This window comes from Sphingomonas aurantiaca, assembly GCF_003050705.1.
Lineage (GTDB): Bacteria > Pseudomonadota > Alphaproteobacteria > Sphingomonadales > Sphingomonadaceae > Sphingomonas > Sphingomonas aurantiaca.
The window spans coordinates 303,103-330,077 of record NZ_QAOG01000006.1 but is presented as its reverse complement, the minus strand read 5'-3'; the positions used below and the strand labels follow the sequence as shown (position 1 = coordinate 330,077).

16 protein-coding genes are annotated in these 26,975 nt (G+C 65.5%); 4 read left to right on the top strand and 12 right to left on the bottom strand.

The window, feature by feature from the left end; translation table 11 throughout:
- Positions 1 to 92 precede the first annotated feature (92 nt).
- The 8 genes from C8J26_RS17030 to C8J26_RS16995 all read right to left on the bottom strand — a co-directional run bounded on the left by C8J26_RS17030 (position 93) and on the right by C8J26_RS16995 (position 14,096).
- Positions 93 to 2,030 carry an energy transducer TonB gene (locus C8J26_RS17030; RefSeq protein ID WP_146168877.1) on the bottom strand — a complete coding sequence of 646 codons (1,938 nt, stop codon included), beginning with the start codon at positions 2,028 to 2,030 and terminating at the stop codon, positions 93 to 95.
- A gap of 312 nt (positions 2,031 to 2,342) precedes the next feature.
- Positions 2,343 to 3,803 carry a carboxylesterase/lipase family protein gene (locus C8J26_RS17025; RefSeq protein WP_167398883.1) on the bottom strand — a complete coding sequence of 487 codons (1,461 nt, stop codon included), beginning with the start codon at positions 3,801 to 3,803 and terminating at the stop codon, positions 2,343 to 2,345.
- Positions 3,800 to 4,576 carry a GDSL-type esterase/lipase family protein gene (locus tag C8J26_RS17020; RefSeq protein ID WP_107959385.1) on the bottom strand — a complete coding sequence of 259 codons (777 nt, stop codon included), beginning with the start codon at positions 4,574 to 4,576 and terminating at the stop codon, positions 3,800 to 3,802. The genes C8J26_RS17025 and C8J26_RS17020 overlap by 4 nt, the downstream gene beginning before the upstream one ends.
- A gap of 7 nt (positions 4,577 to 4,583) precedes the next feature.
- A complete protein-coding gene (locus tag C8J26_RS17015; RefSeq protein ID WP_107959384.1) occupies positions 4,584 to 6,551 on the bottom strand; it encodes a glycoside hydrolase family 97 protein in 1,968 nt (655 codons plus the stop codon).
- Between the two features lie 4 nt (positions 6,552 to 6,555).
- Positions 6,556 to 9,498: a glycoside hydrolase family 2 protein gene (locus C8J26_RS17010; RefSeq protein ID WP_107959383.1), complete on the bottom strand. Its 2,943-nt coding sequence runs from the start codon at positions 9,496 to 9,498 to the stop codon at positions 6,556 to 6,558.
- Positions 9,499 to 9,583: 85 nt separating this feature from the next.
- Positions 9,584 to 11,110: a tryptophan halogenase family protein gene (locus C8J26_RS17005; protein WP_107959382.1), complete on the bottom strand. Its 1,527-nt coding sequence runs from the start codon at positions 11,108 to 11,110 to the stop codon at positions 9,584 to 9,586.
- On the bottom strand, positions 11,107 to 12,579 hold the full coding sequence (locus tag C8J26_RS17000; protein WP_107959381.1) for a tryptophan 7-halogenase: 1,473 nt from the start codon (positions 12,577 to 12,579) through the stop codon (positions 11,107 to 11,109). The genes C8J26_RS17005 and C8J26_RS17000 overlap by 4 nt, the downstream gene beginning before the upstream one ends.
- Complete coding sequence (locus C8J26_RS16995) at positions 12,576 to 14,096, bottom strand: tryptophan halogenase family protein (RefSeq protein ID WP_107959380.1); 1,521 nt, start codon at positions 14,094 to 14,096, stop codon at positions 12,576 to 12,578. Before C8J26_RS16995 ends, C8J26_RS17000 begins: the two co-directional genes overlap by 4 nt.
- A gap of 262 nt (positions 14,097 to 14,358) precedes the next feature.
- Between C8J26_RS16995 and C8J26_RS16990 the strand changes: the two genes are divergently transcribed.
- Together C8J26_RS16990 and C8J26_RS16985 are read left to right on the top strand one after the other, a co-directional pair.
- Positions 14,359 to 17,742, top strand: coding sequence for a TonB-dependent receptor (locus C8J26_RS16990; RefSeq protein WP_167398882.1), 3,384 nt, complete (start codon positions 14,359 to 14,361; stop codon positions 17,740 to 17,742).
- Between the two features lie 39 nt (positions 17,743 to 17,781).
- Positions 17,782 to 18,798 (top strand): cupin-like domain-containing protein, encoded by a 1,017-nt coding sequence (locus C8J26_RS16985; RefSeq protein ID WP_056415233.1) that lies wholly within the window; start codon positions 17,782 to 17,784, stop codon positions 18,796 to 18,798.
- Here C8J26_RS16985 and C8J26_RS16980 read toward each other — a convergent pair.
- Together C8J26_RS16980 and C8J26_RS16975 are read right to left on the bottom strand one after the other, a co-directional pair.
- Positions 18,795 to 20,624 carry a glycoside hydrolase family 9 protein gene (locus C8J26_RS16980; protein WP_107959378.1) on the bottom strand — a complete coding sequence of 610 codons (1,830 nt, stop codon included), beginning with the start codon at positions 20,622 to 20,624 and terminating at the stop codon, positions 18,795 to 18,797. The two genes, C8J26_RS16985 and C8J26_RS16980, sit on opposite strands and share 4 nt — an antisense overlap.
- Entirely contained in the window at positions 20,612 to 23,140 is a 2,529-nt protein-coding gene (locus C8J26_RS16975) for a glycoside hydrolase family 3 protein (RefSeq protein ID WP_107959377.1), read from the bottom strand. Before C8J26_RS16975 ends, C8J26_RS16980 begins: the two co-directional genes overlap by 13 nt.
- Before the next feature lie 330 nt (positions 23,141 to 23,470).
- Here C8J26_RS16975 and C8J26_RS16970 point away from each other — a divergent pair, with 330 nt between their 5' ends.
- A complete protein-coding gene (locus tag C8J26_RS16970) occupies positions 23,471 to 24,322 on the top strand; it encodes a hypothetical protein (RefSeq protein WP_146168875.1) in 852 nt (283 codons plus the stop codon).
- Between the two features lie 267 nt (positions 24,323 to 24,589).
- Here the strand turns inward: C8J26_RS16970 and C8J26_RS16965 are convergent, their stop codons facing one another.
- Positions 24,590 to 24,847: a response regulator transcription factor gene (locus tag C8J26_RS16965; RefSeq protein WP_107959426.1), complete on the bottom strand. Its 258-nt coding sequence runs from the start codon at positions 24,845 to 24,847 to the stop codon at positions 24,590 to 24,592.
- 244 nt (positions 24,848 to 25,091) lie between these two features.
- On the bottom strand, positions 25,092 to 25,310 hold the full coding sequence (locus C8J26_RS16960; protein WP_082445211.1) for a response regulator transcription factor: 219 nt from the start codon (positions 25,308 to 25,310) through the stop codon (positions 25,092 to 25,094).
- A 263-nt stretch (positions 25,311 to 25,573) separates the two neighbouring features.
- On the opposite strand from C8J26_RS16960, the gene C8J26_RS16955 reads away from it, so the two are divergent.
- Complete coding sequence (locus C8J26_RS16955; protein ID WP_208631434.1) at positions 25,574 to 26,959, top strand: exopolysaccharide biosynthesis polyprenyl glycosylphosphotransferase; 1,386 nt, start codon at positions 25,574 to 25,576, stop codon at positions 26,957 to 26,959.
- Positions 26,960 to 26,975 lie beyond the last annotated feature (16 nt).

The following is a 26,975-nucleotide window of genomic DNA, read 5'->3' as shown; positions in this document are numbered from 1 at the left end:
CTGCTCTTCCGTCAACCAAAACAGGTCGCTCATGCCAGTCTCCTTACGCAACCTGAATCAGATCGCGGCCATCACATCAATGGGTCCTGACCCTAAGGCAGCTGCCATCGGATTGGTTGTACCTGCGCTCGGCATGACCGGGGCACCCCGGCCGTCTTCGCCGGCTCGTAGGTGAGGGTCAAGCTCTTGGCGAGCGCAACCGCGTCAAAGGCAAAGGGCGGATCAGAAACGAGAACGCGCGCGGCTGTCGCCGTGCCTGTGGCGCTGATGCTGAATTCGAGCATCGTGCGTCCCTGCAGCATCGCCTGCACGAGGTCCGGCGGGTAATCATCGGCGGTGATGTTGGACGAGGTAAATCGCACGGGCGGAACGGCGACGTTGCAAAGGTCGGGTGCGAAGTCGAACTGCTCAATCAGAGCGGCAACCGCCGCACTGTCTCCTTGCTCGCGTCTGACGCTCAGCAGTCGAAGCCCCAGTGCCATCAGTCGCGGGTCAGTGGCAGGCACGTGCGCGCGTAGCACGGCAATGGTCTGCTCCAGCAACTGCACTCGTAGAGCGGTGGGGGCTTGGGTATAGGCTGTCGCGTTGCTCACCACCGTGAACAGGTTATCGAGCGATACCGCTGAATTACGTGCTGCCTGACCCAACAACGACTGGAACTCGGCCTGCGCGGCAGTAACGGACTTGCTTTGCGCCGCGACGTCCAGTCCGGTTGTGGAGAGCGCACTGAACAGAACCATGTCTGCCGGGGCGCCGTTGGCCGCGATGATGTCGGCGATCCGGTGGGACAGCGCGGCAGCGCGAGCTCGTGCCTCTTGATTGTCCATGCCACTCGCTACCGTTGGGCCCAGTATCTGGACCAGAACGGGCAGCAACATGACCGAGGTCGATCCGTAACGCCGCTCACGCTCGGCAAGCAGGCTTGCCAGCGATGGCGTGTCGCTCTCATCCCCGGTGTCCAGCAACGGATACGCCCCGCGGCTTGTACTCCAGCTAAGGATTTGGTCGTCGAGGTCCGCTCTTACCTGATAATCGGCCGCTGGACCCAGGCGACACTTCAGGACAACGGTGGTCGCTTGACCGTCCTGAACTTGGAACCCAGGGTTCCGTGCAACGCCATCGAGAAACGCCGCGGCAATGCCTGCCCGGCTTGCCCAAACCAACGAGAAGCGCGGTCGTCCGGGAGGAGCTTGCCGCGAGAACTCGACGGCAACGCTGTCGTTCGGAGTAATGCCGGCGGACCCGCAGATCGGCACGTCGGCACCGAGCACCTCTTGACCCGTGTTGGTGCCGCGATTCAGCCGATCAACCGCAAGCATCGCGATCAGCCGTCCCCGATCTCCTTTCCTGCCGGCCGTCACCATCATGTCTGAAGCGACACGGGCTGCGGCACCTTGTTCTGCCCCAGCCATGGGAGCTTCCGACCATGCCCGCTGCATGGCGGCCTGCGCGGCATCGTCGCGGCCCGCGAGCGCCTCGGCTCGTGCCCGTTGCAGATCCACTTCCCATGCCTGAGCCGGTAACGGCTGCGCTGATTGTAGGGCAAAAATCGCGTCGTCTGGGCTGGTCATCATCCGCAACCGTGCATAACCGATGACGCTGCTGGTGCGATCTTCCGCAGACGCCTGCCGATCAGCACTCACCGACTGGTACAGCCGCTCGGCGTTGGTGAACTGGCCGCTCTCTTCCCGCGCCGTTGCCAACAGGAGCTGATAATGCCCGCGGTTCTTCAAGCCTGGCTGCGCGTTCAGCCGCAAGAGCAACGTTGTCGCGCTCGCGGGCGTCCCGTTCGCCGAGATCAGCTCCGCAAACAGCCGGTCGAGAACGGGATCGGGTCCGCCCTTGTCTGACCCTGGCAAACGTTCGGTAATCAGCTTGTTGAGCTCGATGCCGGCTCGTCGATAATCATGGGCATCGAGCGCCCGTTGCACGACGGCGCCGTCCGGCTGCGGGCTCGAAAAAGCGGCCAGTGCCGCCGAGCCCACCCCAACGGACATCAATCCTGCGCAAATCACGTTCAAGCGTTTCAATGCCGTCCCCCCGTTTGCTGAAGCATTCCCGACGGGGAAGTGAGCGTCAAGCAATACGATGACGGCTTGCTAACCGTCAGAGCGGTAGCCGATCTACGTGAACGGACTGCCGCTCTGGGGAAGCGGTGAGGTGGTTCTGAATGACCGCGAATGGGTCTGCCCCGTCGCCCCCGCCAATCTCGTACCGGTAACGAGGCATGCGCATGCTCCGTGTCGGTCGGTAAAAGGCGTGAAGTCTTGTTTCGCAGCGACTGCACCCGCCTTCGTAAAAAAAACATGGGGCGGATCAGCCAACATCGCATGATCAGGCGGCTAAGGCGCGCTCCGTAAATTGCACACTTCCGCCCGCAGGTTGTTGCCGGGTTGCGGACGTCCGTTCACGAAACCGAGATAGGTTTTCGTCGCCAGGTCGTAGCGCTTCCAGTTTGGAAGGCCTGCTGCGCTGGGTGCGCCGGTGCGCGCGAAGGCCAGCCAATAAGCCTGCATCGGCGGCGCGCCGGCTTCAAGATCCTGAGCGCTTTGCATCACGTAGCGGATCTCGCTGCCGTGGGTCACGGGCTTGGCGTCGGGGGCGGTATAGTCGAACTGATATTGCCACACTGGCTGGCCAGCGCGTGCCCGAGCAGCGGAAACTACCGTCACCGGGCAGCGGAAGTTTATGTCGTTCGACAAAATCAGGCCGAGATCGCCCAGTCGCGGATCGGCCGCCGGAGTCGCATTCACCCCGTACGCTTTCCGCGCGAGCGCAGCGTTGCTACCGAACGCGTCCGCGATTGCTTCGTCGGCACGCGACATGCCGCCGTGGAGCGTCAGTTCTCTCGCGTTGCTGCCGATGATCAGCGGGGCGGGGTTGCCGCCTTTTGCCAAAATAGTCGCGGGGGTTTCGGTGAGAAAGCGGCCGTCGACGATCGCCTGGAGCCAGATGAAGCTCTTGTCGGCGAGATCAGGTACGTCGATCGCCTCGCTCGCGGCGATCAGCGTGGCGACGGGGAGTGCGCGCAGCGCCGCAGCCGTCTGCGCGATGCCTGCCTTGGCCGCGATCGCCATGCCAAGGCGTTCGTTCTCGGCGAGGCTGCGGGGTGGCGTGCCGAAGCCGGGCGTGCCGCTCTCCTCGATTGCCTTGGCGAACAGCCCGCGCGATCCGAGGCTGAGCAGGTGCAGGCCGACATCCATCGCGCCAGCGCTCTCCCCGAAAAGCGTGACGTTGGCGGGATCGCCGCCGAAGGCCGCGATGTTGGCGCGCACCCAGCGCAACGCCGCCTGCTGGTCCATCAGTCCGTAATTGCCTGATGCGCCGCCGCTTTCGCGGGTCAGTGCCGGGTGCGAGAGAAAGCCGAGCGCGCCAAGCCGGTACTGGATGCTGACGAGCACCACGCCCTTGCGCACCATTCCGGACTGGATCGTTCCTGAACCGCCCCCCGCATAGTTGGAGCCGCCATGGATCCAGACCATCACCGGCAGCGGCTTGCCTGGCTTGAGATCCGGCGTCGCGACTTCGAGGTACAGGCAGTCCTCGCTAGCGAAGCTTGCCGCCTGCGTGTTCCAGCCGCGATCGACCTGCGGGCACGACGCCGCCGATTTGGTCGCGTCGCGCGCGTGCGTCCAGCGCCGCATCGGCTGTGGTGGTTTCCAGCGGAGAGGGCCGATGGGCGGTGCGGCATAGGGGATGCCGCGGAACAGGTTGCGGCCGTCCTCGGTGACTTCGCCGCGTACGGTGCCCTGCTGCGTCGGCACGACTGTGGTGGCGGCGAACAGCGCGGCGAGCAGGATCACTTGGCGATGACCACGCGTGTCGGGGCCGGACGCGACAATGCCGCGTTGAACGCGCGCTCCGCGACCGGCGCCATGACTGCATAGCCCGCCGGCGTCGGGTGGACGTGATCCGACGATAGGCCTTCACGCATGCCCAGCGTACCGGGCGCGACCAACGCGGACCAGTAATCGGCATAGGTCGAGCCCGTCGCCGCCGCATAGCCCTTGAGCCACGCATTCATCGCCGCGATCTTGCTGCCCGTGTCGAGACCCGGACGCCACGGATACTGATCGGCTGGCGGAATCGAGGCGAGGATGACGCGGATGCCGTTGGCCTGCGCCAATTCTGTCATCGCGCGGATATTGGCCTTGCTCTCGTCCGGTGTCATCGGTCCGGTGTTGAACGCGATGTCGTTGGTCCCGGCCATGATCTGCACGACTGCGGGCTTGAGCGCGACAACGTCGGCGGGGAAGCGCACGAGCATCTGGGGCGTGGTCTGACCGCCGATCCCGCGACCGATCCGGCCGCCCTTGAAGAATGCCGGCACCTGATCGAACCAGCCTTGCGTGATCGAATCGCCGATCAGCACGATCCGCGGTTGGCCTTTGACGGGCGCACGCATCACCGCATTCGCTTCACGGTATCGGCCGAGATAGGCCCAGTCGGTATGCAGCCGCTCCTCGGCCTCCTTCGCCCATTGCGCCTTCTGCTCGGGCGTGGGGTCGGCGGCGAAGGCGGGGCATCCCACGGCAATGGTAAGCGCGGCAAGCAACAGACGGGTCAGTTTCATCATGTTTCCTCTATCGGATCGGCACGAGGCGGATTGCGCCGCCGCCCGATCCTGCAAGCTTCAACGTCACCGTATCGCGTGCAGTGACGATACGACTGGTGGCGACGACATCGGTCGGGCTCGCGCCGTCCTGCCAGATCGTGGCGGTGAAGCGTCCGCTTCCGAGAAAGTCGAGCGGCACGTCGAGGACGCGCGGCGTCTCGTCGGTCATCGCGCCGACGAACCAATCCTTGCCCGATCGGCGCGCAGTCACAATCTGCTCGCCGATCGCTCCCGACACGACACGCGTCTCGTCCCAGCTCGCAGGCACCGCACGCACGAAGTCGAACCCCACCGCGCCCGCGTAGTTGTCGGGGCTGTCGGAGACACCCATGAACGGGCTGTCAAAGACGACGTACATCGCCAGCGCCTGGCCGCGCGTCGTTTGCACCATCGGCGTCTGCGGCTCGATCCGGAACGTCGCGGGCGTCGCGTTGCGAAAGCCGCCCGGCGTATAGTCGTACGGCCCGGCCAGCCCACGCGTAAATGGCAGCGTGACATTGTGTCGCGCAGTGATCCGCCGCGTCCACTTGTTGTATTCGGCGCCGAGCACGCCCTCCTGCGTCAGGAACTGCGGCCAGGTCCGCGTCGCGCCGGTCGGATGATACGCACCGTGCAGGTCCAGCATCAGGTGATGCGCGGCACTCGCCTTGAATATGCGTTGGTAGAAGTCGACGATCTGTTGGTCGCTGCGGTCCATGAAGTCGACCTTCACGCCCTTGATCCCCATCGCGGCATAGTGCGTGAACACAGCATCCATCTTCGCATCGAGCACGCGCCAGTTCGCCCAAAGCCACAGCCCGACCTTTCGGTCTGCGGCATAGCGAACGAGGCTGGGCAGATCGATCGTGGGGACGACCGTCATGATGTCGGCGCCTGGATAGACCACAGGCCCGCCGCCGCTGTTGATGTACCAGCCCTCGTCGATCAGCATGTAGGGCAGGCTGTTCGCCGCGGCAAAATCGATATACGCCTTGATCGTCGCGTCGTTCATGCCCGCGCCGCCGGGGAGCGCCCTCAACGTCGGACCGTTCCACCAGTCCCACGCAGTTTTGCCCGGCTTCACCCATGCGAAGTCGCCCTTCGGGGCCGGGTTAAGGCTGGTCAGGATCGTCGACTCGATCAGTTTGCCGGGCGTGTCGGCGAGCATGACGACGCGCCATGGCGTAACTAGGCCGGTAGTCCGGACATTGGCCTTAACAGCGATCCCGGCATCATCGAGCCGCGGCGTCAGGCGTGTGGCGAAGCCGAGCGCCCCGGTCTCGCGCCCGGTCAAGTACGCGCCTGCATAGTCGTGCAGATCGGCGTCGGTGATTGCGAAGCTCGTATCGCCCGCACCGGTGCGACAGGTGACCGGCATCTCGAATAGGTTGTGCGGACGGACCTGCGACGCCTGAACCGGGTCGTATTCGCCCTCGTGGCTGGTGTCGAATCGTCCGAGGTTGAGACCCCAGCAGCGATAGTCCGCAGGGAAGGCGAATTCGGTCAGTTCACCCGAAAGCCTGAGGTCGGTGAAGCCGGGCTGGACGGGCAATCGGTAGCGGAACGCGACGCCGTCGTCATAGACGCGAAAGACGATATCGAGCCGCCGCCGCGCGCCGCCGGTCTCAATCAGGTTCAGCGTGAGTTCGTTATAATGATCGCGCGCGGTGGAGGTCTTTCCTGCGATCAGCCGATAGCGGGTGTCGACGCTGGTCCGCACAGCGCCGGTGACATTGGTATCGGGACCGAGTTTCTTGTACGCCTCGAACGCGAGGCCGAGCGGGGACATGTCGATCACCGGACGGCCGTGGACCGCGATCGCGTAGGTTGGCCCTCTGGTTGCCGAATCCTGGCCGATCGTGACATCGATCGCGCCGTTCGGGGACTGGAGATGGCGATCCTGCGCCGCGGCAACCGCGGGTGCTGCGAGCAAGGTCAGGGCGGCGAGGATCTTCATCGGCTCAGCGGACCTTGACGGCGGCCGGCGTCACGTTCCAGCCGCGCAACGCCACCGTCGTCCTGCCCTTCGTCGCGGAGGCCGGGTAGCGGATCTCTATTCGGCGTTTGGCGCCCGGCAGCAGCGAGACGTAGTTATCGGTAAAATACGCCGGCAGGACCTGCGTCCCGTCGGCGTTCATCACCGTCAACTTGGTCGCCAGCGCGGCGACGCTGCCCGGATTGGACAGATCGAGCGTGGTGGCGATCTCGTCGCCGTCGCGGTGGCTGGTCGCGGTCGATGTGAGGCGGACCTTCGCCATCTGCGTCATGCCGCGATAAGCGGTATCGTCCGCCCCTTGCCAATAGACGTTCTGCGAGACGGTCTTGCCCGCGACGTCGGTCACGTCGAGCGAAACCAGCACCATGCCCTGCGCCAGTAGCGGCGCGAGATCGAGGGTGAAGGCATCCGCGACCAGCCCGGCGCCGGCGCTGACGGTCGCGCGCTGGTCCGCCAGCACGCGGTTGTCGAGCGACGTCACCCTGGCGTGGACGACAGCTGCCGTCAGCGCCGGACCGTTGTTGACCAGGACGACCTTGTGGTCGGGCAGGTTCATCTGGACGTGGACCGGCTCCGAGGCCTTCTTCGTTCCGTAGAACGCAGCATGCGTGTCATAGTCGGACGAGAAGATCTGCCACGCTGACGATGGCCAAGCCGGCTGCGTCATCCACAGCATCCTCGCGGAATTGGTGGTCCACAGCCCGGCGTTGAAGCCCTCGAAGATCGCGCGATAGGAGTCGTACTCCATCATCTGCGCCTTGCGTTCGAAGTCGGGCAGGCTGGTCCCCGCGCCATAGCGCGTCGCCAGCGTATCCATGTACGTCTTGACCGCGCCGTTCCCGGTCTGGTGCCAGTCGTGATACGCCCATGTATCGCCGATCGGCCACAGGTCAGCCTTTGGGATTGCGCGCGTCCAGGCCTCCAGGGTCGGGAAACTGGGCGTGCCAAGCTCGACCGAAAAGCCCTTGGCGTGATCGGTGAAATAGGTCGACTCCGGCCGCCAGTTATACGGCCCGCTGTTTTGCAGGTTCACGCGGTTCGACGAGCCCATGTACAGCCGCGTACCGTCCTCCCGGTTGATGATCCGCTGCAACGCCTCGTTCAGGATCGGCTGCGGCACCCCCTCGTTGCGGCCGAACCAGACGACGATTGAGGGATGGTTGCGGAAGCGCTTCACCACGTCCTCGGCGTTGGCGGTGAACAGCGGCACGTCCTGTGCCTCGATGTTGTAGTCCTGCGTCGATTCCCAGAAGTCGTTGAGGATCATCAGCCCGTGCTCGTCGGCGAGATCGTAGAACGTCTCTTCGGTATTCTGGCCGACCCAGTTGCGGATGATGTTGAGGTTGGCATCCTGATGCAGCCGGAAGAACGGGAGCAGGCGCGCGCGCTCGGTCCGCTTCATGAAGTCGTCCATGCCGATATTGCCGCCACGCGCGGCGATCCGCACGCCGTTGACCTTGATAAGCAGATACGGCGCGAGACCCGCATCACCCGCGACCGGCGTCACCGCGGGCGACGTCTCCGCGCCGGGGACGAGCGAGGCTGCCCAGCCATTCTCGGTCTGGCGGATGCCCTGGTGCGTGCCGTCGACGATCTGCGTATGTAGCGCGCGCGCCTTGGACAGGTCGATGCCGACGCGGCGCAGCGTATCGGTCTTGTCCATCAGCGAAATCTCGTACGTCACCTGCCGCATGCCAAAGCGCAGCGTCTTGGTGTCCGAAACCGCACCGCCGACCACGCTGGTCAGAGTCAGGTCATGCAACGCGGGGGCGCCGTATCCGTTCGGCCACCACAGCTTGGGATTGCGCACCGCCAGCGTCGGAAACTCGGTGGGGGCCATCGTCACGTCGGCGCTCGCATAGGCGTCTAGCGCGACCGTCCTGGCCACGGTGACGTCATCGAAGGTCGCAGTGACAGTCGCGGTCGTCGGCTGGTCGGTCAGGTTACGGACCGGAACGGTGATCTCGACATTGGCCACGCTGTTGTCGGCGTTCGGCAAGGTCGTCACGACCTGCGCATCCCCCAGCGCCGCCGGTCCGGTCGCGATCAGATCGACGCCCTGCCACAGCCCGGTGTTGCGGTCGCGGATCGAAGGGATCCAGTCCCAGCCCTCGGTGGCGACGAATGTCGGCCCGTCGAGCATCTGCATGCCACCATTCTCGCCGACGCCCGCCGTCATCGACTCCTCGTGCGCTATGCCGGGATGCGGTGGCGGCGAGACCTTGACGGCAATGACGTTGCGCCCCGGTGCAAACTTGCCGGTAACGTCGAACCGTCCGCGGATGAACGCGCCCTTCATCGTGCCGAGCCGAGCGCCGTTGAGCCAAATCTCGGCAGCGTAGTTCACGCCCTTGAAATTCAGTTCGAGATGCTGGCCGAGCGTGCCGGCCGGAACGTCGATCTCGGTGCGATACCAGTAATCCTGTCGCGCAAGCCGCTCGGGAATCGCCATGTTGTTCAGCCCGAACGCAGGGTCGGGATACACGCCGCGATCGACCAGTGTCGTCAGCACGGTGCCCGGCACGGTGGCGACGTACCATGACTTCGCGTCATAGCCAGCGCGCGATACCGTCGCGCCGTCCGCCTTCACATCGGGGGCTTCGGCGAGCCGCCAGCCGGCGACGGTCCATAACCCGGGTGAACGCTGCGTCAGCGCCGGGCCTCCCGGCGCCGGTTTCGCAACCGGCTTCGACAAGGGCGCGCGACTGCGGGGAAGCGTGGCCGGATCCTGCGGAGCGACCTGGCCGAGCGACTGGCGGACCTGCACCGGCCATTCGGACCGAACGGGGTCGCGTCCGGCATACCCGGCGGGAAGCGGGGCGGGCGGTGCTGTCTGGGCGACTGCCGTTGACGCGAGCAGCGACGCGAGCGCAGCGGCGCCGTAGATGCGGATCGAACAGTCGGTCATCAGTCATCCCCTTTTCGGCAGCCGGATCTCTGGCCGGGCTGCACGATCAAGCTCTAAAAAAGCACGAGAAAACCAAAAAGCCAAATTATTTGGCAAATTCGTTTTTACGATCGAACGGGCCGTGGTGGGCGACAAAGTCGGCATGGTTGGGCAATGACTGCGCGCCGCGTATTGTAGCGGCGCGGATCTGGCGGATCGCGTCCGCGACGCGGTCCGCATCGAGTGCATCGACGATCGGATCATGGCCGACCGGGATGACGTTCTGGCCGAGCAGCACCTGCACCCAGCTCGATATCCCGAACAATTCGTCGTCGTAGCGGAACACTCGCCCCTTTTCGCGAAAAAGCGCTAGCTTGCGCGTCAGGCTGTCGGGGATCGGCATCGTCCGGACATGCCGCCAGAAGGCGGAACCGTCGCGGCGGGTGGCATGATAGTGCAGGATGATGAAGTCGCGCACCGAGGTATAGGCGTCGCCCATCAGCCGGTTATATTCGTCGCGCTCGACAGCGGAGAAACCGCGGTCGGGGAACAGCGCGAACAGTTTCGAGATGCCGGTCTGGATCAGATGGATGCTGGTCGATTCGAGCGGCTCGAGGAAGCCGCCGGCAAGCCCGAGAGCGACCACGTTGCCCTTCCACATGCTGGTCCGGCGCCCCGCCTTGAAGCGGAGCTGACGCGGCTCGGCGGTTGGCCTGGAATCGAGATTCGCCAGCAGCACGGCGGTCGCTTCGTCGTCCGAAATGTGCGCGCTGGAATAGACATGGCCGTTGCCGGTGCGATGCTGAAGCGGAATCCGCCACTGCCAGCCGGCGGTCCGCGCCGTCGCGCGTGTATAGGGGAGCAACGGCGCGCTTGGCTCGGTCGGCACCGCCACTGCGCGGTCGCAGGGCAGCCAGTGCGACCAGTCCTCGAACGGTACGCCCATCGTCTCGCCGAGCAGCAGGCTGCGAAATCCCGAACAGTCGATGAAAAGGTCGCCGTCGACCGATCTCCCGTCGTCGAGGCGCACCGCGCGGACATGGCCGGTGTCGGGATCGCGATCGACGCGGGTGATCCGTCCTTCGATCCGGGTGACACCGCCGGCCTCGGCGCGACGGCGCAGGAACGCGGCGTAGAGCCCCGCGTCGAAATGATAGGCGTAGGCGAGCGGCGCGGTCTGCGGCCCGGTGGGCAGGCCGAACCGGTTCAGATAGGCGGCAACGGCGGAGGGGGCATAGGCGTCGATCCCGCCGATACCCGGACGATCGCGCAGCTTGAGCCAGAGCTGATGGAAGGCGAGGCCCTGGATATCGCGGCCATGCCCGCCAAACGCGTGCATGTACCGGTCATCACCGGTGTCCCATCCGACGAATTCTATCCCGAGCTTGAACGTGGCGCCGGTCGCGCGGAGGAACTCGCGTTCGTCGACGCCGATCAGCGCGTTGAACCCCAGGATTGGCGGGATCGTCGCCTCGCCGACGCCGACCGTGCCTATCGCATCGGACTCGATCAGGACGATCTGGCGCTGACCGTCGTCGAGATAGCGCGCGGCGGCGGCCGCGGCCATCCAGCCCGCGGTACCGCCGCCGACGATGACGACCTTGCGGATCGGGCCTGGGTTCGCATCGGTCATCGGCCACGCTCCAGTTGTGCGAGATAGGCGGGGTAGGGGGGCAGGCGCGCAGGCAGCGCCGCGGTCGCGTCGGCAAGCTGCTTGAGCGTCGCTGCGATCAGCTCAGGCGGGCTGGCGGACGCGATCGGATCGGCGATCCGGGGGATCATGCCGAGCCCCAGCAACAGCCCGTGCCAGTCGTCCTTGTCGAAACTCTCGTCCTCGTAGAATGGTAGGCGCCCGCGATGCGCGAATTGCTCGAGCGTGTGCGCCAGGCTGTCGGGCCGCGGCAGGCGCGCGATGCTTTTCCAGAACGGCCCGCGCGTTCGTCCGGTCGGGAGATAATGCGCCGCCTGGAAATCCCGGACACGCGCCGCCTGGCGGTGGCTGCGCTGGTTATATTCGGCAAGTTCGGTCGGCGCGCAGTCCCGCCCCGGCAGCAGGTCGATCGCGCGCAAAATAGCGCTCTGCGCGAGGTGGAGATTGGCGTCTGCCAGCGGATCGAGCACGACCGCGGCATCGCCCAGTGCCAGGACATTGTGCCGCCACGGTTCGGCTCGGACACCCAGTGCAAGCGGAACGACCGTGTCGCCGGCCGGCAATACGCGGCGGGCGCTGGAATCGGACGTCTGATCGGCCGCGTAGCCAAGCCCGACGAGAGTCCGGTCGCGCAGCGGTTGCACGAACCGCCAGCCTGCGGGTACCGCGATTCGGTCATCGGTTGGCGTCGCGACCCGTGCCGGCGCGGCCCCGAGCAGCAGGCGATCGACCGGCAGCCAGCGCCGCCAATCGTCCCACTGCGTATCCAGCGCCGATCGCAACGGTGCGGCGGGGCCCGAACAGTCGAGGTACAGATCGGCTGCGACGCACCGACCGTCGGCGAGCAGGAGCGTCGCAACGTGCCCGTCGCTGCCGCGCTCCACTCCGGCATAGACGCCGGGAACGGGGATGATCCCGATATGCCGGGCAAGTGCTCGCAAGAGGTCGCGGTAGCGCGGCGGGTCGAGCCGCCACGCATAGCCAAACCCCGAGATTGGCGAGCGCGGATCGTCCGACGGATGGACGAACCGGTCCGCGGCAGCGAGCGTCGCAGGTACCGAAAACGCATCGAACGCCGCGGTCTTCCCGGCACGGCGCGCGTTCAGCCAATGCTGGTGAAACGTACCCGGCGCGATCGCACCGCCGCGCTCGCCATGCGCCAGCACCAAAGGCACCCCGTCGGCACGCCAGTCCGACAGCCGTGTGCCTAGCCGGTGTGTCGCCCCCGCCGCCAGCAGATCGCGTTCGCGCAGGCCGATCCGGTCATGAAATTCGGCGATCGAAGGCAGTGTGCCTGCCAGATGGTCGGTCAGTGCGGCCGGATCGTCCGGGGTCTCGATCACTGTCACCGCGAGCCCGGGCAGCACGCGCGCGAACGCGATCGCCGCGGACAGGCCGACGATCCCGGCACCGAGCACCGCGATGCTGCGGATAGGCGGGCGGGCGGTCATGCGGCGATCGTCGCGTTGCGGCGTGCGATGAACGTGCCATGGTCGGGCATCGCGGTTGCCGTGGCGGCAACGTGATCGCGCAGGCTGGCGATCGCGCGATCGAGACCGTCTAGGCCCGGACGGTCGGCACGCTGGTCCCAGGCTTGCGGCACGATGCCCTGTCCGAGATAGACCGCGATCCAGCTCGGTTCGAGGAACAGCCCCTCACTATACTGCGTCACGCGTCCAGCTTGGCGGAACAGCTCGATCTTGTCGGCGAGCGTAGCCGGAACCTCCATCGTCCGGACATGGTTCCAGAAGTCCGAATCGTCGCGGGTCGTCGCGTGATAATGCAGGATCAGGAAATCGCGGATGCGGTCATATTCCATGTCGACCATGCGGTTGAATTCGGTCCGGTCGGCCGTGGCGATACCGTCAGCGCGTATATTCTGCGGGAACAGTTCGATCAGTTGCGTGATCGCCATCTGCGCGAGATAGATGCTCGTCGATTCGAGCGGCTCGAGGAACCCCGACGCAAGGCCGATCGCGACGACGTTGCCGACCCAACTGTTGCGGCGGCGACCGGCGCGGAACTTGAGAACTCGCGGATCGGCGAGCGGCGCGCCCTCGACCGAGGTGACCAGTGCATCGGCGGCGGCCTGGTCCGAGAGATGCGCGCTCGAATAGACATAGCCGTTGCCAACGCGGTGCTGGAGCGGGATGCGCCACTGCCACCCGGCTGGTTTCGCGGTCGCGCGCGTATAAGGCTCGATCGGCCCGTCCGGCGAGGTGCAGGGCATCGCGACGGCGCGGTCGCAGGGCAGCCAGCGCGACCAGTCTTCCCAGGGTTCGGCCATCGCGTCGCCGAGCAGCAGGCTGCGGAACCCCGAACAATCGACGAAAAGGTCGCCCTCGACCGCTTCGCCCGAGTCCAGGCGGAGCGCGCGGACGTCGCCGTTCAGCGGATCCCGGTCGACCGACACGATCCGCGCTTCGGTCCGGCGCGCGCCGTGGGCTTCGGCAAAATGGCGGAGATAGGGGCCGAACAACGTCGCATCGAACTGATAGGCATAACCGAAGCTCGCGGCCAGATCGTCGGGCGCGCCATCCGGGATGGCGAAGCGGTGGCGCTTGGCGGCGGCGACCGCGACCGAATAGTCGCCGATCGGCCCGGCGCGGCCTGCCGCGGCAAGGCGGAGCCAGTAATGGTGGAAGCCGACATCGTCGAGCGGTCGGCCGAAACTGCCGAACGGGTGAATGTAGCTGTCGCCGATCGCGCCGAAATCGCGGAAGTCGATCCCGAGCTTGAAGGTCGCATGCGTGGCGCGCATGAAATCGGCCTCGTCCAGGCCCAGGCGTTCGACGAAGGCACGGATGTGCGGCAGCGTTGCCTCACCGACCCCGACGATCCCGATCTCCGCCGACTCGACCAGATGGACCGAGCACGCGACCGGCAACAGCCGCACAAGCGCCGCGGCCGTCATCCACCCAGCCGTCCCGCCGCCCACCACGACGACCCGCGTTTTGCGCATATCCATTGGCCCTCCATCCTCGCGCCACACCGCTTTGCACAGCCCCTTATCGTTAGGGCCGTTCCGAACCTGTTACACTTTGGCAACACATCGGACGTGTCCGACATATCTGTATTTCAAATTGTCTTATTCAACTTGTGATCCGAAATATTGCTGCCTAACATCTTGGCAAGACGGGCGATGGACGTTCGTCGATCTGGGGAAGCGCGACAAGACCGTCTGCTCGATGAGCAGCGGCGATCGTGCTGAGGATGTTTGGGGAAGTATCATGGCTGGTGTTGCATCATCGCGGGCGATCGCCCGCGCGACGCGTCTGTTTGGCGCGAGCGTTTCGATAATCGCGATCGCCGTGATGGCGCCGTCCGCCTTCGCGCAGGTCGCCGATTCTGGCCCGTCCGATCCACAGGCCGTTCCGGCGCCGGCAGGCTCTGGCGTCGCCAGCACGACGTCTGGCTCTGCCAGCCTGGACTCGGCGACCGCGGGCACGGCGCCCGGTTCAGCGAGCAACACGACCGGCACGTCGGGCGCGGCGCAGGATGCCGGCAACCCCACCCCGGACACCGAGCGCGGCGAGATCGTCGTTACGGGCATCCGTCAGAGCCTCGCCAACGCGCAGAACATCAAGCGTAACTCCGATACCGTCGTCGACGCGATCACGGCCGAAGACATCGGCGCGCTGCCCGACCGCTCGGTCAACGAAGCGCTGCAGCGCGTGCCGGGCGTGTCGATCAGCCGCTTCGCCGCCCCAAGCGACTCCGCGCATTACTCGGCGCAGGGCTCAGGCGTCGTGATCCGCGGCCTCAGCTATGTCCGTGGCGAGTTCAATGGCCGCGACGCGTTTGCCGCTGGCGGCGGCCGCGAGATCGGCTTCAACGACATTCCGGCGGAGATCGTCGGCTCGGTCGAGGTCTTCAAGAACCTCACCGCAGATCTGGTCGAGGGCGGTATCGCCGGCACCGTCAACATCAACACGCGCAAGCCATTCGATTCAAAGAAGGACTTGTTGTTCCTCTCGGCGGGCATGAACCTCGGCGATCTGGAGAAGCGCGGCGCGCCGCAGTTCGTCGGGCTCGTCTCCAAGCAGTTCGATCTCGGCAGCGCAGGCCGGTTCGGTATTCTGGCGAGCGGCACCTATCAGAAGCTGTACAGCCGGTCTGACTCGGTGTTCATCTCGTCGATGCTGCCGCGCTACAACGACGACAAGAACGGCAACGGCGTCCAGGATGCCGGCGAAGGTCGCGTGCTGAACGCGGGTACGCCGTATCAGTCGACGCTGTTCGATACCTTCCCGCTGCCCGCGGGTCGCAACGTGGTGTACGCACCGCTGGGCGCAGGCTCGCGGACGCAGGATTTCGATCGCACGCGCATCGGCTATTCGGGCGCCGCGCAGTACGAGACCGCGTCGGGCAACCTGCTCATCACTGCGCAGTTCGTTCGCGCCGAGTCGACCGACGACTGGCTTGAGCACACCGTCGAGCCGAACGTCTATTACGGCGATGCCAACACGGTGTTCCCGGTCGGCGGATCGGACTTTACGTACGACGACAACGGCGTCTTCACGAGTGGGACTCTGGGCAAGCGCAGCGGCGCGGTGCAGGGCAACGGCCCGAACGGCTATGGCGTGCTGTCGCAGTTTTCGCCAAACGGTGTGTTTACGACCGAATCCAACCGGCACTTCCTCTCGAAGTCGATCTCGCAGGATCAGTCGCTCAACATCAAGTTCGAGCCGATCGATCGCCTCCACCTGAACTTTGACGGGCAATACGCCACGTCGAAGGTGAAGGTTCGCGACGACATTCTCGATACCGCGACGTTCAGCCAGACCGCGATCGATCTGCGCGGCAGCGTTCCGCAGATCACGTCGATCACGCCTGGGTTCGAAACCACAAGCTATTTCGCCAACCCGAACTCGATCTATTTCCGCGACGCGTTCAATGGCCGTCAGGACAACAAGGGTCACGAGTGGGCGTTCCGCGGCGATGCGCAGTTCGATGTCAGCGACACCGCGTTCCTGCGCAACGTGCGGGTTGGTGGTCGCTATGCCGATCGCAAGCAGCTGGTGAAGTCGGTCGACTACAACAACTGGGGCTATCTGTCCGAGACGTGGTCGGCCAAGGGCCCAGTGACCTATGCGGCGCTCGCTCAGGACGAGCAAAGCTTGCATAATTTCACCAACTTCTTCCGCGGGAAGACCAACACGCCGCCGAGCGCGACGTTCGTCGCCGACGACATCCTGCGCGATCATGATGCGTTCACCGATTTGTTGCGCAAGATCACGACGCTTGGGGGCGGTACCTATACGCCAGCCGAGGACCGCAAGACGTCGGATGGCAGCGCGTTGATCGACGGCGCATACCTGCCGAGCGAGTTGTATCGTAACCGCGAGCAAACCATGGCGGCCTATGCCCGGGCCGATTTCGGCGTCGAGGATTTCGGCAACGGCATGAGCCTGACCGGCAATATCGGCCTGCGCTTCGTACGGACCAAGGACAGCTCGGACGGTGCGATCACCTTCCCGCAGCAGAACACGATCTTCGATCCGAACAATCTGCCCGCCAATCCCAATGGCGGCGCCTATCCGGCGACGCTGGCCGGGTTCTGTCAATCGCAGCGCGACGTGCCGCCGACATCGGGTTCGATCAACGCGATCTGCACCGTGCCGGCTGCCCAGCAAGCCGCGATCCTCGCTTATGCCAATGGATCGTCGACACCAGACATCGCCAAGCAGAAGTTCAACTTCTGGTTGCCGAGCGCGAACGTGAAGCTTCAGGTCACCCCGACCTTGCTGTTCCGTGCGGCCGGATCGAAGGCGATCTCGCGACCGAACTTCGGCGATCTGCGCAACTATGTCGGCGTCGGCACGTCGGGTGGCAACACGGCCGGCAACTTCCAGTTCGCCGCGCAGTCCCGGAACCCATTCCTGCGTCCCGTCGAGGCACTCCAGTTCGACCTTACCAGCGAGTGGTATTTCTCGAAGGTTGGCTCGCTGACCGCGACTCTGTTCCACAAGACGCTGTCGAACATCATCGTCGACAATCTCGGCTACACGCGCACGCTGACCAACAATGGCCAGACGTTCGACGTGCAGGTCAGCGGCCCCGCCAATGTCAACGGCAAGTCGCGGATCAAGGGTGCGGAAATCGCGTACCAGCAGACTTTCGACTTCCTGCCCGGCGCACTCGGTGGCCTAGGGCTGCAGGCGAACTACACCTATGTGAAGGCCGGCAAGATCCCCAACCCGGTGCCTGCCAATGGCGCCGCGGACGGTAGCCGCCCACCGCAGGATGTCGCCGGTCTCTATGACAACTTGCCGTTGCAGGGGCTGTCGAAGCATACGGTTAACGTCGCCGGTTTCTACGACAAGGGTCCGTTCTATGCACGTGTCGCGTATAGCTGGCGCTCGAAATTCCTGCTGACGAACCGCGATTGCTGCTTCCCGTTCCTGCCGGTCTATGCACTGCCAACCGGCCAGCTCGACGCCTCGGCGTTCGTGACGGTGAACGAGCATTTCAAGCTCGGCGTGACCGCATCGAACCTGCTGGACGAGACGACCAAGACCAACTTCCTGCTGAACGGCGCGGGGCTCGAAGCGCCGCGCAGCTTCTTCAAGAACGACCGATCGTACACGCTGTCGGCACGCATGACCTTTTAAGGTCTGGCAGGGCCGAAGGCCGGGGATTACACGCACGCTATGAGTGACATCCCCGGCCTCGCCGTCGCCGAGACCGGCGCGATCGATGCGGCGCGGTTCGAAGCCGAAATCGCGCATGGTTACCGGCCCGTGGTCATGCGCGGATTGGCCGCGCACTGGCCCGCGGTGCGTGCCGCGCAAAGTTCCGACCGCGCGATCGGCGAGCATATCGTGTCGTTCGACGGCGGGCGCTCTGCCGACGTGATGGTCGCACAGCGCGACGTTGGCGGCCGTTTCTTCTACAATGACGATCTGAGCGGCTTCAATTTCGAGCGCGCCAAGGCCCCGATCCCGACGTTGGTCGACCAGTTGATCGCGTTGCAGGGTGTGCCGGGTGCGCCTGCGATCTATGCCGGGGCGGCCGCGGCGGGTGAATTCCTGCCGGGGTGGGCCGAGACCAACGTCCTGCCGCTACCTACGCCCGAAGCGGTGCCGCGCGTATGGCTTGGCAACGAGAGCCGCGTCTCGACGCATTACGACGTGTCGAGCAACGTCGCGGTCGTAGTCGCGGGGCGGCGGCGGTTCTGCCTGTTTCCACCTGAGCAGGGGCCCAATCTCTATGTCGGTCCGCTCGATGTGACGATCGCCGGCCAGCCGGTCAGCCTCGTCGATCTCGAAGCACCCGATCTCGATCGCTACCCCCGGTTTGCGGACGCGCGCGCGCAGATGCAGGTGACGGTGCTGGAGCCGGGCGACGCGATCTTCATCCCGTCGATGTGGTGGCATGACGTCAAGGCGCTCGGGCGGTTCAACGTGCTGGTCAATTACTGGTGGGGGCAGGGAGGTGCGGCATCGCCGTTCCCCGCGCTGATCCACGCGATCCTGGCGATCCGCGATTTGCCTGAGGGCGAGCGCGCGGCGGTGCGGGGGTGGTTCGATCAATATGTCTTCGGTGACGAGGCCAAGGCTGCAGCCGCGCATCTGCCGGAGGCGATGCGCGGCGTGCTCGGCGAACCGTCGCCGGAACGGACCGACTCGATCCGCGGGTATCTCGCGCGGACCCTGGAGCGGCTCTAGCGCGCGCGGGTCGCGTCTAGGAACGCGGCCGTCCAGACCAGGGGGGCGTTCCAGTTGATCGCGACCTCGTTGACCGTGAAGGCGCGGTAGTCGTCGATCCAGCAGGTTTGCGGCGCACACCCCTTCATCGGCCCAAGTTCGCGCGCGGCGGCGGAGTTGGGGCCGCCGGACAGGACGCCGGTCGGCGGTGCGGGATAGCGCGGGTCCGCCGCGGCAGCCCAGAAACGGTGGTGTGGGTACTGCATCGGACGCGTACCGATGCCGGTGACGTAGGACCGGTCGAGCGGGTTGCGGCCGACGATATAGTCGACGCTGGCCACCACGGCGTCACGATAGGCGGGTTTGCGGTCGATCTGCCACGCGACGCCGAGTACGATCGCCCGGTTGAGGATCGAACTGCTCGAGCCCCAGGGATAGTTCGTCCCGGCGAACGGAATACCGTAGCCGCTGCGTTTGCCCTCCGCGACGAAGCCGTCAGCGAGCGCAGCGATGCGGGTGCGCAGCATGGCGCGATCGTCGGCAGGCAGCATGCCGCCCGGCAGCGTCGCCAGCGTCAGCGCGCCGGCCAGCCTTAACGAGCCCCAGCTTATCTCCGTGCCTGGATCGGTGAAGAGGCGGTCGTCGCGCAGGCGATCGAGGAACGATGGCTCGCGCGTGGTCGCGTAGAGCTGGGCCGCCGCGAAGGTGAATTCGTCGCGGACGTCCGGGTCGCCATAGCCGCCGCTGCCGGTGAAATCCGAACTGGTGAGCAGCGCGGGGTACCGGAGCGCAGCGGCCCACCCGCGGTGTGCCGCGGTGAGGCAGCGGGTGGCGAAGGCGGGGTCGATCGTCCGCCAGATTCGCGCGCACTGCGCGGCGACGCCGGCCATGTTGAGCGTCGCCGCAGTCGACGGCGGGTAAAGGAATCGGGTCTGGCGATCGTCGGCGGGTGCAGTCGGAATCGTCGTCCAGTGCTCGTCCGCGATCTTGGTATGGACGAGGCCGCTTGCGTCGATCGTCTCGAACCGCGTGATCGCCTTGCCTGCGACGCCGGCATCGGGCGCGACAGCGAGCCGCGTGCCCTCGGGGATCTGCATCGACAGGAGGAACGCGACTTCGATGCGCGCTTCGTCGAGCAGGTCGTCGACATGGTTGGCGTGTTCGGGCAGCGCGAGGCGGCCGTCGGCGAACGCGTTTGCGTCACCGAGCGCGGCAAGCCGTTCGTGGAGATCGAGCAGGGTCCAAGTCGAGACGCCACCGTTGACGACGTATTTGCCGTGGTCGCCCGCGTCGTACCAGCCGCCGGTCGCGTCGATCCGGTACGGGCATCCGGGCCACTGGACGCCCTTCTGATCGCGCCCGGCGAAACAGGTGGCGATGTCGGGGGCGTGGCCGGCGGGGCGCGCAAGGTCCTCGCGTTCGAGGAAGGCGGGGAGGATCGGTACGCCGCTGCGCTGTTGATAGAAGAAGGCCATCGCCGCGGTCGCGAGCGGCGCGAACGGTCGGTCGGCGATCGCGAAGGCGTGGCTGGCGGTCGCTCCGACATGGAGGTGATAGCCGGTACCGGGCATCCGGAATGCGCCGAAGTCGATCCGGTGGACGCTTTCGCCTGAGGCGGAGTCCGGTCCTGCCGGGATCGTCCGGCCCGACGCGACGACGGCGCCGCGCGCATCGGTGAGCGTCCACGCAAGCGGGCTCGCCTGCATGGATGGCAGGACCGCGATCTTGGGACCGCGCGTCTCGAACCCGACCTGGTCGATGCGGATCGGGGCGGGCGGGGCTTGCGTGGCGGAGGTCGTCAGCGCGACCGCCGCCATACCTAGCAGCCGCGGGGTCAGTCGCCGCATTTGGTAATCGATACGGGTGCGGAATCGATCTTCACGTCGGAGATCGACACGCCGAGCGTGCCGTCCGTGGCGATCAGGAACGGCGCGGTGACGTGCGCCATGTCGATGCCGCGCTTGGCGAAGCATTGCAGCGGGACGATCACCTGCTGCCAGTCGCCGACCTTGGCCGTAGCGAGCATCCTGGTGATCGGGACAGTGACCGCCTTGCCGTCGGTGCTGACCATACCGAGCGCGACCGGCGCGGTGGCGGGACGGTCGACGCGGACGTCGACGACCAGGCTCAGTTCGCCGTTGCTCTCGCGTGTCAGGTCGAGCGGGCCCGACGCCTCGATCCGCGTGTCCGCAGGACCGCCCGCCCAGACGAACGCGCGTGCGTCCTCCTGGCGGCGACGATCGACGGCGGAGGCGGCGAGGCGCCTGGTCGCGGTCGTTGCGTTGACACCGAGCAGGCGAACCTTCGACTGGCCCTGCTCGACCAGGGTCAGCGACCAACCCTCGGGAACGCGGCCCTTGCCGAAGACCGTTCCGTTGAACGACGCGGCCATGCCGGCGGGACGCGCCTCGTCGAGCTTGGGGACCGTGCCCGGCTTGGCGTAGCTGAGGCCATAGCCGAACGCGAACAGCGGGTCGTAGCCGGGGTCGGTGCGGTTGAGGACGTACTGGTCGGGGCGCTTCGGCCAGGAGAAGCTCAGCTTGCCGCGGAAGTCGTTGGCGACGCTGCCGTCTTTCTTGCGGAACAGCACATCGGCGACGCCGCCGCCCTCGCTGCCCGGCAGGAACGCCGCGACGAACGCATCGGAGGCGTTGAGTTCGGCGTTAACCCAGAGCGGGCGGCCGGACAGGAATACCGCGACGACGGGGACGCCTGCGGCCTTCAGCTTGCGCAACAGGTCGAGGTCGGCCTTGTCGTCGGGGCTGTATTCGAGGTTCGGGCGGTCACCCTTGAACTCCGCATAGGGCTGTTCGCCGAACACGACGATCGCCGCGTCGGGCTTCTTGGCGTAGCTGCCGTCCGCCGAGAGCGTCGCGGTGCCGCCGGCATCTTTGACCGCGGTGCTGATCCCCGACCAGATCGTCTGCGCGTTGGGGAAGTCCGCATTGGTGGTGCCGCCGCCCTGCCACGTCAGCGACCAGCCGCCGGCCTGTTGCGGGATGTTGTCCGCGCCGCCGCCGGCGACCAGGATGTTCGCGGCGGGTTTGAGCGGGAGCAGGCCGCCTTCGTTCTTGAGCAGGACCATCGACTCGCGTGCCGCGCGCCGAGCGATCGCGCGGTGGTCGGCGGCCCCGATCAGGGTCATCTTGCCCGCGAGCGCACGCGACGACGGGCGACCGCGATCGAACGTGCCCGCACGGATCTTCACGCGCAGGATACGGCGGACCGCGTCGTCGAGGCGCGCGGCGGGGATCTCGCCCGACTGCGCCTGTTTCAGCGTGTTGGCGTAGAGCGTCTTCCAGCCGCTGCCCGAATACATGAACATGTCGAGCCCGGCGTTGATCGCCGCGGCGCAGCTCTCGTTCGAGCAGCCGTCGACCTGACCGTGGCCGTTCCAGTCGCCGACGACGAAGCCGTCGAAGTGGAGGCGGTCCTTGAGCACGCCGGTCAGCAGGCTCTTGTTGCCGTGCATCTTCGCGCCGTTCCAGCTGGAGAAGCTGGCCATCACCGATTGTGTGCCCGCCTCGATCGCCGCGGGATAGCCGCCGAGATGGATGTCGCGCAGCGTCGTTTCGGGGATGCGCGCGTCGCCTTGGTCGCGGCCGCCGGTGCCGCCGTCGCCGAGGAAGTGCTTGGTCGTCGCGATCACGTGGTCGGGGGCGAGGAAGTCCTTCGTGCCGACCTTGCCCTGGACGCCTTCGATCACCGCGCCGGCATAGTCGGCCTGGATCTGCGGCTCTTCGGAATAGCTCTCATAGGTGCGGCCCCAGCGATCGTCGCGGACGACCGCGAGCGTCGGCGCGAACGTCCAGTCGATGCCGGCGGCGGCGGTCTCGATCGCGGTGACGTGGCCGATCTCGCGCATCAGGTCGCGATCGCGCGCGGCGCCGAGGCCGATATTGTGCGGGAAGAGAGTCGCACCGGGGATGTTGTTGTTGCCGTGGACGGCGTCGGTGCCCCAGATCACCGGGATCGCCGGGCGGCCGTCGCTGCGTGCCATCGACGCGTCATAGAACTGGTCGGCGAGTTTGAGCCACTCGATCGGCGGGGCGAGATCGTTGCCGCCAGGGCCCGCATTGCCGCCGTTGAGGATCGAGCCGAGCTTGTAGGTGCGCAGGTCGGACGGCTCGATGCTGGCGATGTCGACCTGGATCAGCTGGCCGATCTTGTCCGCGACCGACATGCGTTTCAGGAGCGCATCGATCCGCGCCTCGACCTTCGGATCGCGCAAGGGGCGCGCGTTGGCGGTCGGCCAGATTTCGGGATGCGCGACCGCCGACACGGGGGCGGTGGGCGGGGCTACCGGCGTCGCCGCCGACTGCAGCAGCAGCGCGATCGTTAACGTGGAAAACCCTGCCGACATCTTACTCTCCCCGGATGGTACGCGATCGTGATCCGTACCTTTGCGGCCTTGCTACCGGCTTCGGGCAACAATGCGCAATTCAATTGCTTATTCGATCACCTACATTTTCGGATACGCGTTGATATCGGTGGATAACCGGCCGGCGATCCGGGCAACGCCCGCGGTTGGGGGATGCGTCTGGCCATCCGTGCGAATCAGGCCTGAAGCGAAATGGTTGAGTTCGGTCTGCGCATACGCACGGGTCTGCCGTGCCGCAGTGGATGCGGCCATTTTCAGTCGAGCGCGATGGCCTGACACATGGTATGGATGCCGCAACGCTGGGGACGTGGCATGAGGCTTGCGCGCATAGTGTGGCTCTTAATCGTTGCGACAAGCGGGGGCGCCGCACAGCGCGCTCCGTCCAATCGCGCAAGCTATGAGTTTTCGTCCCGCTACGACGCCGAAATCGCGGCCCCCATGGTCCATCGCGTGCGGTATGCGGATGACCACATCATGCTGCTGGAGGTCGCAAATCCGCCGGGCTACCCGATGCAGATGCATGGCCACCCGTACCCGTCGGTTTTCGCGCGATCGTCTGGACGGACCAGCCTCGGAGGACTCGGGCCGCGCGAGCAGTATCTCGAACCGGGGGGTGGCCGGAACGGCGAACATTGGCACAGCGCGCCGCCGCCGAAAGGCACGCCGGCGCTCGAATGCACCGCGGCGGATCCGCAGGCGCCGCACCGGCCAGTCAATCAGGGCACCACGCCGCAACATTTTTTTCGGATCGAGTTCAAGCGGACCGACGAGGATTCGCCGAGCGTGGGGTGGTCCGGTCGTGGCGTTGCACGGGACCGGACGCTGTTTGAAGACGCGGCAATCCGTCTGTCCGAAGTAACGGTACCGGCCGGTCGCAGCGGTTCTGCGAGGGCTACCCGCTTTCCAGCGATACTCGCGGTTGATACGACGCGGGCGTTCGATGCGCTCGATGCTGTGGTGGGAGGCGATGCGGGTCGTTCGCAGCCGCCGACCGGATTGTCGATGCCGCGCTGCATCACGCTCGATGCCGGGGCAGTACTGGCCTTTCGCAACACGGGCATCGCGCCAGTTCATTACTACCGGATCGAGTTCAAGAGGATCGAGGGGGATGCGCTCAAGGGCCATTGGCGCGACTGGTATCCGTTCATGGCGACGATGCACTGAGGCCGAGCGGATCGGGACGTCGTGCACTGCGGTCGGGAGCAACTGTCAGAATGCGAGCTTCGGTTAGTGCTGTCGCCTCTCCCTCGATGCAGGTGACCCGCGCGGCGAAAGCCCACCCGTGAGGCCGGTCACAATCCTTGTTACGGACGCTTCATCATGCCTGCTACGCCGTCTAAGCTTGCGTGGCGCAGCCGCATTCATCGTCGGCCGGAACGGTGCGGCGACGTTCGTCGTTGGTGATGGTGAACCGTCGGGGCTGATGTCGGATTACATGACCGCCGTCTTGACCGGGGCGCTGTAGCTCAGCACGCCGTCCAGCCAGCCATCGCGCATCACGACTGCGATCATATGGGCCCTGTTCCGGGTCCGCGTCTTGAGCCGGACATTTTCTATATGCCGCTCTACGGTGCATGGCGCGATGCTGAGCTCAACGGCGACTTCCTTGGCGGAGCGGCCCAGAGCAACGAGGCGGAGCACTTCCGCTTCACGCGCGGTCAGGTGTGAAATTGCTGATGCATATTGCATATCGTCCCCCAATTTATCGCTACGGTGTAACTGAAAAATTGCGGGATCCCCCGCCGCGGCGTGTTTGGATATGCCTTTAGGTCAAGAATCAGCAATAATTGATCATGATTTAATAAGTATAATCAGTCACATACCCCTATTGCCAAAACCATACCTTGATTTATTTAATTAATGTATCGTTAATTCGCTGAACGGGCTGTGCGTAACGTACAAGTCCGCCGTGTAGTCCGCGACCCCGACAGTGCTAGACGCATCCGTTTCGCACTGCGAAGGCGACCATGTGCGAACGGTTGCGGGTCCGGGTCTTGAGACGGACGTGATCGATATGTCGCTCGACGGTTCGCGGTGCTATTCGCAACTGCTTGGCGATCTCCTTGGCCGAAAAACCCGCGGCGGTAAGGCGAAGGATATGAAGTTCTCGAGCGGTCAAGGAACTGACCCCCTCGGGATCAACTGGATCCATAATCTACCCCCCTCGTATTGGCCTCGGATTATATGTCAATGTGGGTTCATATTGGATATCCGTATTTTGCAGTACGGTGTTCCCGCGCTGATTTGGGGCGATAATCGTTTGCCCGGATCGCTGGCATCATTCGGCAGATGCGACATTTTTTCCCGAACACCGCGCTCCGGCAGCCCAGCCTCGGGGACGTGCAGGGCGTCTGGTCGACCGGCCGCACTACGGCCGCGAGGCAATCGCGACCGCGATGGGCGCTGTCCAGAAGGGTGCCCGGCGCGGTCGCCGATATCGTGGCGATCGGGCTCGAAGTCCTGGGGCTTCTCGCCGCCGCGTGGTGGGCGGCGACCTCGCTGTACGGGGCAATCGCGCCTCCCCTGGCAGAGGCCCTTATCCGGTCCACGCTGGTCATCACCATGCTCCATGTCGTCGTGGTCCATGGCTTGGGCGGCCTCGGGCCGGAGGATCGCTTTTCTTACACGGCCGCAATCCGGTCGGCGATCATCTGGTCGTCGGTCATCATGTTCGTTGCGATCATTGGCTTCCTTCTGCGGGCGTCGATCGACGTCCCGTCGCGCTGGGCGATGCAGTTCGCGATGCTGGGGGGAATCGCCGTCCCGGTAATGCGGTTCGCCGGCGTTGCGCTCGCGCGGTGGACGCGGGGTCAAGGTGCGTTCGATCTGCGCAGCGCGGTCGTCGGCACGACCGCCAGTACCCGGCGAATAACCGAGCATCTGGAAAAACATCCATGGCTGACCGTTTCGATCTGCGGGCAATATGCCGATCTCGACACGACGCGCAGCGGCTTGGATGATCACGCCGGTGCGGGGGGAATGTCCGAGCTGATCGCCGCGATCAGGCGCGGCCAGCTCGACCAGGTGATCGTGATCCTGTCCGAGGTTGCGCCGGAACGGATCGCGACCGTCCTCGACCTGCTGGCGCAGACACCCGTGCGCGTCCGCCTCGTCTCCAGGCTTGATCCTGCGCCGCGCAGCCGGACCGTGTTTCTCGGCAATCTGCCGTTGGAAACGGTGGCGGACCCGCCGCTGACCGGACTGGCCGCGGCGACCAAAAGCGTGGCGGATCGCGTGGTTGCCACGGGTCTGCTGGTGATCCTCGCGCCGTTGCTGCTCGGCATCGCGGCCGCGATCTGGATCGAGACGCGCGGGCCCGTCTTTTTCCGGCAGGACCGTGAGGGGTATAATTGCAGGAGCTTCCGCATCTGGAAATTTCGCAGCATGCACGTCCGGGCGTGCAACCACACGACGCTCGAACAGGCGCGGCGTGGTGATCCGCGCGTTACCCGTGTCGGCGCGTTTCTGCGGCGATGGAGCCTCGATGAGCTGCCCCAACTCGTCAACGTCGTGCTCGGCGAAATGTCGATCGTCGGTCCGCGCCCGCATGCCGCCTCGACACGGGCGGGCGGGGTGCGCTTTGGCGAGGTGACGCACGACTATCATGCCCGGCACCGGGTCAAACCGGGCATCACCGGTTGGGCGCAAGTCTGCGGGCTGCGTGGAGAGACGGACACGTGCGAGAAGCTGATCCGCCGTTTGGAGCATGACCTTTATTACTGCGAACGCTGGTCGCTTGCCTTCGACGTACGGATCCTGTTCCTCACGATCGTGACCGTGCCGTTCCAGCGTGGAGTCTAGCGGCTTCGAGACACCG